Origin of the sequence: Autumnicola edwardsiae, assembly GCF_031846505.1 — a bacterium.
GTDB classification, from domain to species: Bacteria; Bacteroidota; Bacteroidia; order Flavobacteriales; family Flavobacteriaceae; genus Autumnicola; species Autumnicola edwardsiae.
The window spans coordinates 25258-39386 of sequence record NZ_JAVRHP010000014.1; the positions used below are offsets into that span (position 1 = coordinate 25258).

13 protein-coding genes are annotated in these 14129 nt (G+C 39.6%); 10 read left to right on the forward strand and 3 right to left on the reverse strand.

Annotated features, from left to right (window positions below):
• Positions 1-59: 59 nt before the first annotated feature.
• The 8 genes from RM529_RS04475 (at position 60) to RM529_RS04510 (ending at position 6054) form a co-directional block, all read left to right on the forward strand.
• A complete protein-coding gene (locus tag RM529_RS04475; RefSeq protein WP_311483548.1) occupies positions 60-1298 on the forward strand; it encodes an aminotransferase class V-fold PLP-dependent enzyme in 1239 nt (412 codons plus the stop codon).
• 10 nt (positions 1299-1308) lie between these two features.
• Positions 1309-1734 (forward strand): META domain-containing protein, encoded by a 426-nt coding sequence (locus tag RM529_RS04480; protein ID WP_311483549.1) that lies wholly within the window; start codon positions 1309-1311, stop codon positions 1732-1734.
• Entirely contained in the window at positions 1731-2159 is a 429-nt protein-coding gene (locus RM529_RS04485; protein ID WP_349254639.1) for a SufE family protein, read from the forward strand. Before RM529_RS04480 ends, RM529_RS04485 begins: the two co-directional genes overlap by 4 nt.
• A 1-nt stretch (position 2160) precedes the next feature.
• The gene (locus RM529_RS04490; RefSeq protein WP_311483550.1) at positions 2161-2484 is read left to right on the forward strand and encodes an iron-sulfur cluster assembly protein; all 324 of its coding nucleotides are present in this window, start codon (positions 2161-2163) and stop codon (positions 2482-2484) included.
• Positions 2485-2517: 33 nt separating this feature from the next.
• Positions 2518-3030 carry a DUF2480 family protein gene (locus RM529_RS04495; RefSeq protein ID WP_311483551.1) on the forward strand — a complete coding sequence of 171 codons (513 nt, stop codon included), beginning with the start codon at positions 2518-2520 and terminating at the stop codon, positions 3028-3030.
• 2 nt (positions 3031-3032) lie between these two features.
• Positions 3033-3932 (forward strand): DUF3078 domain-containing protein, encoded by a 900-nt coding sequence (locus RM529_RS04500; protein WP_311483552.1) that lies wholly within the window; start codon positions 3033-3035, stop codon positions 3930-3932.
• 122 nt (positions 3933-4054) lie between these two features.
• On the forward strand, positions 4055-5278 hold the full coding sequence (gene hflX, locus RM529_RS04505; RefSeq protein ID WP_311483553.1) for a GTPase HflX: 1224 nt from the start codon (positions 4055-4057) through the stop codon (positions 5276-5278).
• Positions 5279-5328: 50 nt separating this feature from the next.
• A complete protein-coding gene (locus RM529_RS04510; protein ID WP_311483554.1) occupies positions 5329-6054 on the forward strand; it encodes a hypothetical protein in 726 nt (241 codons plus the stop codon).
• A gap of 370 nt (positions 6055-6424) precedes the next feature.
• Here RM529_RS04510 and RM529_RS04515 read toward each other — a convergent pair whose 3' ends face one another.
• Both RM529_RS04515 and RM529_RS04520 read right to left on the reverse strand, forming a co-directional pair.
• Positions 6425-7228 carry a Rossmann-fold NAD(P)-binding domain-containing protein gene (locus RM529_RS04515; protein WP_311483555.1) on the reverse strand — a complete coding sequence of 268 codons (804 nt, stop codon included), beginning with the start codon at positions 7226-7228 and terminating at the stop codon, positions 6425-6427.
• A gap of 19 nt (positions 7229-7247) precedes the next feature.
• On the reverse strand, positions 7248-9584 hold the full coding sequence (locus RM529_RS04520; RefSeq protein ID WP_311483556.1) for a M28 family peptidase: 2337 nt from the start codon (positions 9582-9584) through the stop codon (positions 7248-7250).
• 134 nt (positions 9585-9718) lie between these two features.
• On the opposite strand from RM529_RS04520, the gene RM529_RS04525 reads away from it, so the two are divergent.
• Positions 9719-10186, forward strand: coding sequence for a CBS domain-containing protein (locus RM529_RS04525; RefSeq protein ID WP_311483557.1), 468 nt, complete (start codon positions 9719-9721; stop codon positions 10184-10186).
• On the opposite strand, the gene RM529_RS04530 is transcribed toward RM529_RS04525, so the two are convergent.
• Positions 10183-10530, reverse strand: coding sequence for a hypothetical protein (locus tag RM529_RS04530; RefSeq protein WP_311483558.1), 348 nt, complete (start codon positions 10528-10530; stop codon positions 10183-10185). The genes RM529_RS04525 and RM529_RS04530 overlap by 4 nt on opposite strands.
• 270 nt (positions 10531-10800) lie before the next feature.
• Here RM529_RS04530 and RM529_RS04535 point away from each other — a divergent pair, with 270 nt between their 5' ends.
• Positions 10801-14118 (forward strand): CRTAC1 family protein, encoded by a 3318-nt coding sequence (locus RM529_RS04535; RefSeq protein ID WP_311483559.1) that lies wholly within the window; start codon positions 10801-10803, stop codon positions 14116-14118.
• Positions 14119-14129: the final 11 nt, after the last annotated feature.

The following is a 14129-nucleotide window of genomic DNA, read 5'->3' on the forward strand; positions in this document are numbered from 1 at the left end:
AACTACTGCTTTCTGGCAGTATCCTTAAAGTAGATCCTGAATTTTTAAAAAATGACAGAATGAGTATTGCTGCTGAAAAAAATGTTTTTGATGTAGAAAAGATCAGAAAAGACTTTCCTATCCTTCAGAGGGAAGTCAATAATTATCCCCTGGTCTACTTCGACAATGCGGCCACTTCCCAAACGCCGCAGCAGGTTATAGACGCGATAGTTGATTATTATTTAAATTACAATGCCAATATTCACCGTGGCGTACATACGCTTTCCCAGGAGGCTACAGATAAATATGAAGCTGCCAGAAAGAAGATTCAGAAGCATTTTAATGCGGAAAAGTCGCACGAAATAATTTTTACTTCCGGGGCAACTCACGGGATCAACCTGGTGGCAAGTGGTTTCAGCGCGATTTTAAAAGAAGGGGATGAAATTCTGGTTTCAGCACTGGAGCATCACTCTAACATTGTGCCCTGGCAAATGATTTGCGAGAAAACAGGTGCAAAACTGAATGTGATCCCCATGAATGAAGACGGGGAATTGGTTTATACTGCTTTTGAAGAATTACTGTCAGAAAAGACGAAAATTGTCTTTTTAAACCATGTATCCAATGCTTTGGGAACGGTTAATCCTATAAAAAAAGTTATCGATAAAGCACATGCGGCAGGAGCGGCGGTTTTAATTGATGGGGCACAGGCAGCACCACATATTAAGGCAGATGTTCAGGCGCTGGATGTCGATTTTTATGTTGTTTCTGCACATAAAATGTGCGGTCCAACCGGAGTTGGGGTTCTTTACGGAAAAGAAGAATGGCTAAACAAGTTACCCCCTTACCAGGGAGGCGGTGAGATGATTGCCACAGTAACTTTTGAAAAAACAACTTATGCAGATCTTCCGCACAAATTTGAAGCTGGAACACCAAATATTTGTGGCGGAATAGCTTTTGGTGCTGCCCTGGATTATCTCGATAATATAGGTTTTGATGCCATCGCCGCCTACGAACAGGATTTGCTGGAATATGCAACAAAAAAATTATTGGAGATTAAAGGGATGAGGATTTATGGAGTTGCCAAAGAGAAAACATCTGTGGTTTCTTTTAATATAGAAGGCCTTCATCCTTACGACATAGGAACAATTGTGGATAAATTGGGAATTGCAGTACGTACAGGTCATCATTGCGCACAGCCTATTATGGATTTTTATAAAATTCCGGGTACCGTCAGGGCTTCCTTTTCATTTTATAATACAAGAGCCGAAATTGATCGGTTTATAGAAGCGGTAGAAAAGGCTAGGGCAATGCTTTCATAAAGAAAGAAGGATGAAAAAAGTCGTTTTTATAATTAGTGCATTTTTAATGATTTCCTGCGGAAATTCAGAAAAAGAGATTTCAGAAGATCCCGCAGCTCTCAATGCCATTGACAGCGAATATAAATTGCTGGAAATTGAAGGGCAGGATGTTTCTTCCGAAGGATTTAACCTTCAATTTAATGGTGAAGAACAACGGCTTTCAGGAAAATTGGGCTGTAATAATTTTGTAGCGACCTATAAAATTCAGGATTCAGTAATTAAATTTAATCCGCCGCTGGGAACCAAAATGTACTGTGAAGGGAAGATGGAATATGAAGATGATTTCGGGAAAATACTTCCAAAAATCAGGAATGTAAAGATTGAGGATAATAATTTAACATTGTTATCAGGAGATAATGAGGAGCTTTTAAGCCTTAAAAAAACAGATGAAAAGTGAGTAAAGATATAAAGGAAATACAAGAGGAGATCGTAGATGAGTTTGCCATGTTCGACGACTGGATGCAGCGTTATGAATATATGATAGAACTTGGAAAATCGCTGCCGCTAATCGATGAGAGATATAAGATTGAAGAAAATCTTATTAAAGGCTGCCAGAGCAAAGTGTGGGTACATGCAGAACTTAAAGGTGATAAACTGACCTTTACGGCAGATAGTGATGCGATTATTACAAAAGGGATCGTAGCGATCCTTATTAGGGCATTCTCTAATCAACACCCGTCAGATATTATTGAAGCCGATACGCAGTTTATAGATGAAATTGGGTTAAAGGAACATCTTTCGCCTACCCGGGCAAACGGATTGGTGAGCATGATCAAACAGTTAAAAATGTATGCCGTGGCATACCAAACGCAATTAAATTAAGATGGAACAGGAAATAGATACTGAAGCATTAGGAGAAAAAATCGTAAAGGTCCTTAAAACCATTTATGATCCCGAAATTCCCGTGGATATATACGAACTTGGATTGATTTACGATGTGATGGTGAGTACGGATTATGAGGTGAAAATCCTTATGACGCTTACCACCCCTAACTGTCCCGTAGCCGAGAGTCTGCCGCAGGAAGTCGAAGAAAGGGTAAAGTCATTGGATATGGTAAAAGATGCCGAGGTGGAAATTACTTTCGATCCACCATGGACACAGGACCTGATGAGCGAAGAGGCAAAACTGGAACTGGGACTTTTATAAAGCAAATTTTTAGCGCTGAAAATATAAAAAGATATGTCTACAGAAATAGTAAACAGAGTAGCCAACAGTAAACTGGTAACCTTTGATCTTGAAGACTATTATCCACCGGGAGAACGGGTGCTTTTCGATATAAAAGACTGGTTGCTGGAAGGGCTGGTGCTTCGTGAAGGAGTGTTTAGAGAAAAAGCTGCCCAGCACGACTGGAGCCGGTACAAAGATGCTTATGTGGCGCTAACCTGCACTACAGATGCTATAATTCCCGCCTGGGCTTATATGTTGCTGGCTACTTATCTTCAGCCTTACGCAAAAAAAACAGTTTCCGGAAACCTGGATGATCTGGAGACCGTTTTATATACCGAAATTATTCAGGATATGGATGTTTCAGGGTTAGTGGATAAACCTGTTATTGTTAAGGGATGTTCTCATAAACCGGTCCCTAAAAACGCTTACTTGTTGCTTATAGAAAAGTTGCAACCTGTAGTAAAAAGCCTGTTGTATGGGGAAGCTTGTTCCTCTGTACCTCTTTACAAAAAACCAAAAAAATAAGAATGCTAAAATTTTTACTTGTAGCTTTAAGTTTTACAATTACAGTAACGGTACAGGCACAACAAGAAATGCAAAAAGATTCTGTCCCGCCCAATGGATGGGATACAGAAGGTAATGTCCAGTTGCTTTTCAATCAGTCTGCTTTTAATGCAGAATGGACCGGCGGGGGAACTTCCAGCATCGCCGGGAACCTTACCGTAGATTATAATATCAACTACCGGCAGGACGATTTTACATGGAGGAACAAAATTCTTGGAAATTACGGTCTTACCAAAGTGAGAACAGACGAATTTCCCAGAAAATCCAGTGACAGGCTGGATATAAACTCTCTTGCAGGATTGGAAATTGAAGAATCGGGTTTCTATTATTCCTTTTTCCTTAATTTCAGAACGCAGTTCGACAAAGGTTACAGGTTTAGTGAAGGCGCTGATGGGGAAACTATAAGAACAGAAACCACGCACTTCCTTTCTCCCGCTTATCTGCAGGCTGGGCCCGGTATTATGTATAAGAAAAATGAAAATTTCGTCATAAATCTTGCACCTGCAACTTCACGTTTCATTTTTGTAGACGACCGTTTCACAACAGGCCCCGATTATCAGGACGGGGAATATTTTGGAGTGGACAGAGGTAAATCTATGAGGTTTGAGTTTGGTTCTTCTCTAAATATACTTGCGAATTTCGAGTTGCTGGAAAATGTTATTATGAGCAATTCTGTCAATTTCTATCAAAATTACCTGGACAAGCCTGGTAACATAGATATAGATTATTTGATGGACCTGCAAATGGATATTAACGATTACCTATCTGCAAATCTTTTGTTCCAGGCAATTTATGATGACAATGCCGTGGCAGCCTTTCAGGTTAGGGAAGTTTTTGGCGTAGGAATCAATTACGGATTCTAGTTTAAAACAATTGCTAAAAAATAAAGCCTGCTGTGAAAATGGCAGGCTTTTCTGCGTTAAATTTTTGTTGAATAAACATCGCTAAAAATCACAATAACATTCAATTATGTAACTTTGTCTTTATGATTGAAAAAACCGATTTACAATACGAAAAAACGGTTCTTATAGGGATCGTCACCAAAGATCAGGGAGAAGATAAGCTGGAAGAATATCTGGATGAGCTCCAGTTTCTTACCTATACGGCCGGCGGTGAAGTTTTAAAGCGCTTTACACAAAAGTTAGATATGCCCAATCCTAAGACTTTTATCGGTTCGGGTAAAATGAACGATGTAAAGGCTTTTGTGGATGAGCATGAGATTGGTACGGCCATTTTTGATGATGAACTTTCACCTGCACAGCAAAAAAACATAGAGAAAATTCTAAAATGCAAAGTGTTGGACAGGACCAACCTTATTCTCGATATTTTTGCGCAAAGGGCCCAAACCAGTTATGCCAGGACGCAGGTGGAACTGGCCCAATACGAATATTTGTTGCCGCGACTTGCGGGAATGTGGACTCACCTTGAGCGGCAACGTGGGGGTATTGGAATGCGAGGTCCGGGTGAGACCGAAATTGAGACAGATAGGCGTATAGTGCGTGATAAAATTGCACTTCTTAAAAAGAAAATAGCTACAATAGATAAGCAAATGGAAGTGCAGCGGGGCAACCGCGGACAATTGGTGCGTGTGGCGCTTGTAGGTTATACCAACGTGGGGAAATCCACTTTAATGAATGTGATTAGCAAAAGTGAAGTTTTTGCTGAAAATAAATTATTTGCGACACTTGACACTACTGTTCGTAAAGTAGTAATTCGAAATTTGCCATTTTTACTAACCGATACTGTAGGTTTTATCCGGAAGCTGCCTACACAGCTTGTAGAATCTTTTAAAGGAACGCTGGATGAGGTTCGTGAAGCAGATTTGCTCCTGCATGTGGTGGATATTTCCCATCCTAATTTTGAAGAACATATAGATTCGGTAAATCAGATTTTGGACGAAATTAAAAGTTCAGATAAGCCAACGCTGATGGTTTTTAATAAAATTGACCAGTACAAACCTGAAGTTATTGCTGAAGATGATCTGGTAACCGAAAAAACCACGGCTCACAATACGCTCACAGATTGGAAAAGGACGTGGATGAATCGTTTGGGTGAGGATGTGCTGTTTATTTCTGCTTTAGAAAAGGAAAACATTGAAGATTTCCGGAAGAAAGTTTATGAAGCAGTAAGGAAAATTCACATTACAAGATTCCCTTACAACAACTTCCTGTATCCCGAATATGATACTTACGGGGAAGAACAGGAGTAGTGAAAATTTGAATTCAGCCGAAATGTTTTCATTAATTAAAAATGTCAAATATGAAAAAGTTAATTATTCTACCGCTACTTATTTTATGTTTTTCAATAAAAGCACAAGGCCTGGAAGGTTCCTGGAAACTTGTTGAAGAAAACGGAAAGGAAATTACTGACAAAGATGTGGTAAGGATTTATCAGGACGGTTATTTTGCTGAAGGTGCCAAAAGTTCTAAAACTAATGAATTTCTGTGGACTCTTGGCGGCGAATATTCAGAAGGTGATTACCAGGAAATGCCAGATTTTAACACAAAAAATTCTGAAGTTGTTGGCCACACTTTCAATCCTAAACTTACTTTTCTCGATGGAAGTAACAAAATTGAAATTGACAATGTAACTGAAGTCCAGGTTTGGGAAAAAATTTCTTCGGAAGAAAATGACCTTAGCGGAAACTGGGTGATTACCGGCAGAATGAGGGATGGGGACATAAACAGAAGGACTCCCGGCGATCGTAGAACGGTTAAGATCCTTGGGGGCGGACGTTTTCAGTGGATCGCTTTTAATTCGGCGACAAAAGAATTCAGTGGTACGGGCGGCGGTACTTATTCTGCTGAAGATGGTAAGTACATCGAAAATATCGAATTTTTCTCCCGCGATAGTGGCAGGGTAGGCGCCAGTCTTGACTTTCAGTACGAAGTGAAAGATGGCGAATGGCACCACCAGGGGAAAAGTTCCAAGGGTGATCCTATTTACGAAATTTGGTCTCCTTATTCAAAAGCTTATACAAAGTAAATAACTGTCAGGGGAGTTTGTAAAACCCACACATTTTGATATACTCAATGTGACACTGCTTTTTTGTTCGTAGTCTTTAGTTCGTAGTTGAGCAAACTTTTTCTGAAGGCCGATAATTGCCATTTTAGAAGCCCTGCCTTTTAGATAATCATTAGCAAATCTTCAAATTTTGTAAATTGATTTCAGCCTCTCGAATCTTCTTTCCGATCCTGGTTCTCGATATTCTGAACTGACAAAAGGACTCCGAACTCCGAACTCCTCGAAGCCGATAATTGCCATTTTAGAAGTCTCTCTTTTTTGGAGCTTCTCATTAGCAAATTTCCAAATTTCCAAATCTTCAAATTTTCAAATTGATTTTTTCAGGTACCGGCTATATGTTGTGTTTAAATTTGAAATCCAGCATTCCTTCCAGCCTTTCGGAGGTTATAATTTTTCCCTTTGAAGGGTGTATTTGATCATATTCTGGCAAAGCAAGCTTGTTTTGAGCTGCTTTTTTTGCGTAGTAAGCTTCCTTTTTGGGATGTTCGGGAAAAGCAGCGTTAAAAACAGTTCCCCAGGCTTCTTTTTCAATAATTTTCTGAATAATTTCTATACAATCCTCTTGCTGTATCAAATTTACCGGCGCTTTTGGGTTTTCTAAGCCCGCCCTGCCCGTCAGGAAATTAACCGGATGCCGGTCTGCGCCCAGTAATCCTCCAAATCTTACAATTGTAGTGCTGAATTTGTCATTTGCGGTTAGCAGTTTTTCTGCAGCAATAATTTCTACTGCCGCACGGGAATTCCCATTTGGAGTAGAAGTTTCAGTATAAACAAAAAATTCTTCAGTGTCTTTATAAACAGAAGTGGAGCTCACAAAAAGCACATTTTTGATACTGCTTCTCGTTAAATGATCCAAAAGCTGCTCCATTTTTCCGGTAAAATCTGTTTCCGGATCACTGCGAAGCCCTGGTGGGATGTTTAAGACAAGAATTTCAGATCCTGAGAGGAAAGCATCAATATCTCCCTGGATTCCTTCAGTAAAAAGCTCAATCTGGTAAGGTAAAATCTGTTCTTCCTGTAAATGTATCACTTTTTCCCTTCGCGTGGTAGACCCTTTTACGGTGTCCCCTTCTTTTATTAAAGCTTTTGCCAGCGGGAGGCCCAACCAGCCGCAACCTAGGATAGAAATATTCATAATTGTAAAATTTTAGTGATCATTGATTTGCCGCTCCGGAATTATTTTCTGGGTTTATAGTTTTCTTAATTATCACCGCGTCATTAACCACAAATGGCTTCGGGATCATCCAATCCTGCCTTTCTGGAACGTTTAATGCGGAATTTTCCAACAGGTCATAGCTGGATTCGTAAAGCAAAAATTCGGGTTCTTTGTCCTTTTGTAATCTGAAATTTATCCGCAGGGTATCATTGCCTGCAGCGTGGTAAAGCAGCAGTTGTTCTTTCCATCTTTTTTTGAACACATGGAAATTGTTTTCTCCAAGGGAAATTTCTTTTGCTGTTTTCCCGTTGACTTCAAATTCTTCAAAATCCAAATCGGGATCTGCAAATAGTTCCAGCCTGTTCACGCTCCTGTTGTGAGCGATTTTAAGAGAATAATTATTAGTATTTGCAGAACTGCCGATTAGCTCAAGCAAAATTCCCGGTTCTTGTAAGTCTATTTTTGGTGCAGTTGCGCTGTAGGTAAATGTGCTGCCGTACTTACTATCGAAATTTGCCATTTTTGAAGGGTGGATCGCCGGCTCTTCCCCAAAATAATTAGCGGTCCATTCATCTGGCATATTATCGTAAGAAAACCATTGGGCTTCGTGAGTATCTGCATCTAAAAGGTAAACCAGGCTATTGGGCTTTGGCCTTTCTGTAGTAAAATCTGATTTAAAATGGGCGGTTAGAAAAAGTACATTAAAAATGACAAAAGATACTACCGCAAGCGCTTTATTTCTTCGGAAATAACTGAAAACAGGCAATAGTAATGAAAACAAAAGCATGGTTAGAATTGCTGCAACAAATAGAATTTTTAAACCCAGTGCAACCGGAAAAGCATCAACAAAAGGCATTAGTATGAAGATTGCCGGTAAACACAAAACAGACATTAGGAGCAAATTTGGCTGTTTTTGCCTGAGCATTACCAATAATTGCAAGATTCCGAAGAAAGCCGGAATTATAAAATACGCAGCACCTTTTAATACAAAGGCAACCAGGGAGCACAACAGCAACCAGAAAAATAGCGGAGCTACAAAGCGGGAGGCGGTATATTTTGGTTTAAAATTCTTCCGATAGGCAAAAAAGCAGACGGTTAAGCTTAGGAAAATTGAGGCGTATATGTAATAATATCCGTTATAGGTAAAACCCTGTTCCATTTCGGAATATTCAGGGTAGATCATCAAACAAAATTCCCAGAGCAAAAAAACAAGTACTCCTGAGATGATGAGGCTAAGTAAAAAAGGAATGAATCCCTTCAGAACCAACTTCAGTTCCAGCCTTTTTGTGCTGAACCCATAAACCAGGAGCGCGAGAAAAAGAATACCTGCGGCTATAAGCATTGGAAAAATCCAGGAGAAAGGATAAGAGATAATCCTGCCGAAGGGAAGATCGAAATATAGTAAATCCTCAGTAGAATCTAGTGAGAGCTCTGCGTCTTTAAAATGATAGAGCAATGGCATGAGGTAACTTCCCTGCTGCGCGAGGCTTTCCCTATCGAGATTTTTCGAAACATCTGTAGCGGCATGGTAATCAAAATGATCGTCGATAAATGCAAAATTGAATCCGTTGATGTTTCTCTCCTCCCGTAAAACGGTTAAATCTGTATCGTTGGGTAGCATTTTATAGACACTGTAGGCGAGGGAATTGGTAACGGGAAACTGCGGATTTGCTTTTTTAAAAGCCTTTATTAAAGCCGAATTTGCGTCGTTGGTTTCCAGTAGCATAAAGGAATTTCCTCCACTTCCGCGCGACTCAAAATTGAATGCCAGCTTTGCGTCTTCAGCCCATGGATGTTCGTTTACGAAGAGTCCGGCGCCATTGAGGCCCAACTCTTCAGCATCTGTAAACAGAATGATAATATCATTTTCGTGAGAGGTATTGGCCGCAAGAAAAGCCCTTATTCCTTCAAGAATAGTGGCAACTCCGCTCCCTGCATCGCTCGCTCCAAAGGAAGAATGGGGGTCACTGTCATAATGCGACATAAGCACGAGCGCCTCTCCATTGCCGGAACCTTCTATACGACCAATGATATTTTGCGGCCGGGCCATTTCTCCTGTATTGTTAAGGTGATAACCTTCCTGAACCTGCACTTGCAAATCCATTTCCTGCAGCTGGCTGATAATATAATTGCGAACGCGGCTGTGAGCTGCACTTCCAACAAAGTGTGGCTGTTTGGCAATTTCTTCTACATGGGAAAAGGCGCGTGTAGTAGAAAATTCTTTTTCCGGAACAGCTTCAGATTGATTATAGCCTGGCTGGCTGCTGTAGTAATGCAACCAAATGGCGAGAACGATAAGAAGGAAGGCGAAAACCGCAGAAAATCTTTTCAGCATATTATGTAAAGTTGCTGTTATAATAAGGTCTAAAGTTAGTTAAGATTTATTGCAAAAAAGAAAAATTAAGACAAGCAATCAGGCTGTCGTAATTTTTGCTATATTTAATTACTTAACAATCAAAAACTTAAACTATGGCTATTAAAAGTTTTCAGGGGAAGCGCGCTGAGCCGGAGAAACCGGTCGAAGAGCCAATATTAGTAGAAGATTATATGAGCACTTCGCTTATTACTTTCAGGAAAGAGGAGAAGATAACAGATGTTATCGCAAAGCTGGTGGAAAACCGGATTTCCGGAGGCCCTGTTGTAAATGAAAGGAATGAGCTTTTGGGTATTATTTCTGAAGGAGATTGCTTAAAGCAGATTTCTGACAGCCGTTATTACAATATGCCTATGGAGGATTTAACGGTGAAGAAGCATATGACCTGCAATGTAGAAACAATAGATGGTAAAATGAATGTCCTGGATGCCGCAAAGAAATTTGTTGAACTAAAACATCGACGTTTCCCAATTTGCGAAGACGGAAAGCTTGTAGGGCAAATTAGCCAAAGTGATATTTTAAAAGCGGCAATGCAACTTAAAGGAGATACCTGGAGGACTTAGTTGCGCTTTACCAGGGCATAAAAATCATTTTCCAGAGGCAAATATCCCTGGTCATATACAAAATAATACACTGTTCCTGCTTTTGTGGTGTAGATACTCGTAAAAAATTCAAAATTAAAACCTCTTGCCAGCAATTTAGACTTGCTGGTTTTTGTTTTATTTTCCGGATTTAAATCCTGCAGAATGCGGTAATTTCGGCGTAGCTGGTTGTTGGTATTCCGCACAAGCTTAGTACTGTCTTTGTTTGCCTTGTTGTGGTGCGCATTACGGCAATAGTCACTACAGAATTTTTTATCCTCGCGGCCTACCAGTTTTTCGCCACATTCCAAACAAGCTTTTTGCATCTAATAAAGGTAATAAAAAAAATCTCAGGCCTCCTTTTCATATTTTCAAGGAAGACCTGCACCATTTAAATTTTTTGATTTTAAACTGACATTTTCTTTGCTTATTTCAAGTGAAAAAGGAGGAAGCTTGCGTACTGTTATCTGAGCAATTTGAATTTTTTGAAGTGAGAACTAATAATTTTTAAATTTGCCTTCAGAAAATTAGGAATTTCATACATTACAGCCGTTAATTATATGTTAATGGAATTTTCTTTAAATAGACAGTATAAAATGAGAATTTGTTTAAATATTATCGCAGTTGCTACTTTGGTTCTGCTTAGTAGTTGTAAGGAAGAAGAGGAAGTTGCAGTATCTGATTCTTCAGAAACTCAAATTTTTCGTAACATCTCTTCAGAAGATTCCGCAATCGATTTCAGTAATATTTTAACAGAGACTGATTCCCTTAATTATTTTAACTATTCTTACATCTACATGGGGGGTGGTGTCTCTGCCGGAGATATTAATAATGATGGCTTACAGGATCTTTATTTTACAGGGAACCAGGTGCCAAATAAGCTTTATCTCAACAAAGGAAATCTGATTTTTGAGGATATAACTGAAGCGGCCGGGGTTACCGGAGACAAGCGCTGGTATACAGGGGTAACTATGGCAGATGTAAATGGTGATGGTTACCTGGACATTTATCTCTCTGTAGGAGGGAAATATGAACCGAAGAACAACCAGCTTTTTATTAATAACGGTGATGGTACTTTTGAAGAAAGGGCAGAAGAGTATGGGTTGGACGACCCTGGGAACAGTGTTCAAACTACCTTCTTTGATTATGATAAAGATGGTGATCTTGATGCCTACATAGCTAATTATCCCCCCACCCGCTTTGATTCTCCCAATTTTATATACGAGTATAAAATGAAAAATGTAAGCGATCTTGAATCTGATCACTTATTACGCAATGACGACGGAAAATTTATAGATGTCACCGATGAAGCTGGAGTCCGCAGTTTTGGGTTGTCATTATCTGCTACAGTGGGCGATCTGAATAATGACAGCTGGCCGGATATTTATATATCCAACGATTTTAGTTCTCCTGATTTTATGTACATGAACAACGGAGATGGGTCTTTTAGGGAGGTTGTTAAGAAAGCTACCTCGCATACTGCTTTTTATGGTATGGGAGTGGATATTGCCGATTATAACAATGACGGGAATCTAGATATTTATCAGGTAGATATGTCTGCCAAGAAAAACAGAAGGAAAAAAGCCAACATGGCAAGTATGAATCCCGATTTGTTTTGGAGCACAGTAGATGCCGGTTTCCATTACCAGTATATGCAAAATACGCTTCAGACAAACACAGGTGTTTTTGAGGATGAAAATCCGTTTTTTGCCGATTTATCCCGAATAACAGGAGCTTCTTCTACCGACTGGAGTTGGGGCCCTTTGTTTGCTGATTTTAATAATGACGGGCTCAAAGATCTGTTTGTTACCAATGGGACAAGAAGAGAAATTAATAACAATGATTATTTCAATAACCTAAAGAAAACAAGGGTTGTAGAGGAGAATCAGTTGGAAAAGAGCCTGAATATTCCCTCTGAAAAGATAGATAATTTCATGTTTCAGAATAATGGGGATCTATCTTTCGAGATAGCAAATGAAAAATGGGGTATTGAATATAAAGGATGGTCCAATGGAGTTGTTTATGCAGATCTGGATAATGATGGAGATTTAGAAATTATCACTAATAATATAGATGATCGTGCTTCTTTCTTCGAGAACACCAGTTCAGACTATAATAATTTCGTCCAGATACAATTTAAAGGTAATGAGAACAATTCCTTTGGGTTAGGGGCACGGGCGTATGTGAAGGTCAATGATACAGAGCAAATGCAGGAGCTTACGCTTACAAGGGGTTTCCAGTCTTCTGTTGCTCCTCAGTTGCACTTTGGTCTTGCAAAGGCTGAAGTTATTGATGAAATAAGAATTATCTGGCCTGATGGTAGGGCTGAAAGGATAAATGATGTTGAAGCCAACCAGCTACTTACTTTCAACTACAATAATGCTACAGAGGTTTCAGAAGGGGAAAATGAAAAAGATAGTCAGCTTTTTACAACTATAAAGGATACTGCTTCTTTTCCACAATATCAACATATAGAAAATGAATATAATGATTTTGCAAAAGAGGTTCTTCTGCCTCATCGTACCTCGACATTTGGACCGGGTGCCGCAGTTGGTGATTTGAATGGAGATGGAAGGGAGGATTTCTTTATTGGGGCTGCTTCTAATTATGAGGCGGGTCTATATTTCCAAACCGCAACAGGTTTTGAAAAGCAGACTAGCACAGCTTTTCGGGAGGATAAGAAGTATGAAGATTTAGGTGCATTAATTTTAGATGCAAATGAGGATGGGCACAATGATATCTACGTAGTTAGTGGGGGAAACGAATTTCAACCTGATTCAGAGTATCTGCAGGACAGGATGTATATAAATGATGGTAAAGGTAATTTTAAGAGAGATGAATCTGCGTTACCCGAAATGCGTACCAGCGGTTCCCGTGTTTACCAGGCCGATTTTGATAAAGATGGGAAAAAGGACCTGTTAGTGCTGGGGCGTCTGGATCCCGGTCATTATCCTTCGCCTGCAAAAACATATATTCTGAAGAATGTGGGAGAAAATGGGAAAGCTAAATATCGTGATATTACCAAAAATATAGCTCCGGAATTCCAGTCTTTGGGTATGGCTACCAGTGCCGAAATAACAGATATCGATAGGGATGGATGGGAAGATATAATAATTGTGGGAGAATGGATGCCTATCAGGGTTTTTAAAAATTCGGAAAAAGGTTTTACGGAAGTTTCAGAAGAGCTTGGGTTGACTTCAGATACCACGGGTTGGTGGTGGAGCATTAAATCTGGTGATTTTGATAATGATGGCGATCAGGATTTTCTAGTTGGAAATCTTGGCCGCAACTATAAATATACAGCCAACGAAGACGAGACCTTTGATATTTATTTTAATGATTTTGACCAGAACAATCAGCAGGATATTGTATTAAGTTACTATAATGAAGGAGAAAAATTTCCATTGCGTGGGCGGGAATGTTCTTCGCAGCAAATTCCCGGAATTAAAAATAAATTTCCGGATTATCAGTCTTTTTCAACTGCAACACTAGAAGATGTTTACACTGAAGAGGAGTTGGAAAATTCTCTTCATTACCAGGTTAAATCTTTCTCAAGTGTTTATCTTGAAAACAGAGATGGAAAATTTGTGCGGCATGAGCTTCCTTCAGGCGCGCAAATTTCATCCATAAACCAGATTCTTATAGATGATTACGATAGCGATGGGAACCTGGACGCTATAGTTGCTGGAAATCTTTTTTGGTCAGAAGTAGAGACCACCAGGAACGATGCCGGCTATGGAATGTTTTTGAAAGGAGATGGAGCTGGTAACTTCATGGAGACCACTGCCCCAGAAAGTGGGTTCTTCGTAATTGGCGATGTAAAGGATTTGTTAACAGTAAAGTACCAGAACAGGGATGTTGTGGTTGCTGTTAAAAATAATGATTTGTTGGAGTATATCAATGTAAATCATTAGGGAATATCACA

What these genes read in the sequence shown, in the direction of transcription:
- RM529_RS04480 (WP_311483549.1), top strand. Translation starts at nt 1,309, where the DNA reads ATGAAAAAAGTCGTTTTTATAATTAGTGCATTTTTAATGATTTCCTGC.
- RM529_RS04510 (WP_311483554.1), top strand. Translation starts at nt 5,329, where the DNA reads ATGAAAAAGTTAATTATTCTACCGCTACTTATTTTATGTTTTTCAATA.
- RM529_RS04490 (WP_311483550.1), top strand. Translation starts at nt 2,161, where the DNA reads ATGGAACAGGAAATAGATACTGAAGCATTAGGAGAAAAAATCGTAAAG.
- RM529_RS04475 (WP_311483548.1), top strand. Translation starts at nt 60, where the DNA reads ATGAGTATTGCTGCTGAAAAAAATGTTTTTGATGTAGAAAAGATCAGA.
- RM529_RS04520 (WP_311483556.1), bottom strand. Translation starts at nt 9,584, where the DNA reads ATGCTGAAAAGATTTTCTGCGGTTTTCGCCTTCCTTCTTATCGTTCTC.
- RM529_RS04495 (WP_311483551.1), top strand. Translation starts at nt 2,518, where the DNA reads ATGTCTACAGAAATAGTAAACAGAGTAGCCAACAGTAAACTGGTAACC.
- RM529_RS04535 (WP_311483559.1), top strand. Translation starts at nt 10,801, where the DNA reads ATGAGAATTTGTTTAAATATTATCGCAGTTGCTACTTTGGTTCTGCTT.
- hflX (WP_311483553.1), top strand. Translation starts at nt 4,055, where the DNA reads ATGATTGAAAAAACCGATTTACAATACGAAAAAACGGTTCTTATAGGG.
- RM529_RS04500 (WP_311483552.1), top strand. Translation starts at nt 3,033, where the DNA reads ATGCTAAAATTTTTACTTGTAGCTTTAAGTTTTACAATTACAGTAACG.
- RM529_RS04515 (WP_311483555.1), bottom strand. Translation starts at nt 7,228, where the DNA reads ATGAATATTTCTATCCTAGGTTGCGGCTGGTTGGGCCTCCCGCTGGCA.
- RM529_RS04525 (WP_311483557.1), top strand. Translation starts at nt 9,719, where the DNA reads ATGGCTATTAAAAGTTTTCAGGGGAAGCGCGCTGAGCCGGAGAAACCG.
- RM529_RS04530 (WP_311483558.1), bottom strand. Translation starts at nt 10,530, where the DNA reads ATGCAAAAAGCTTGTTTGGAATGTGGCGAAAAACTGGTAGGCCGCGAG.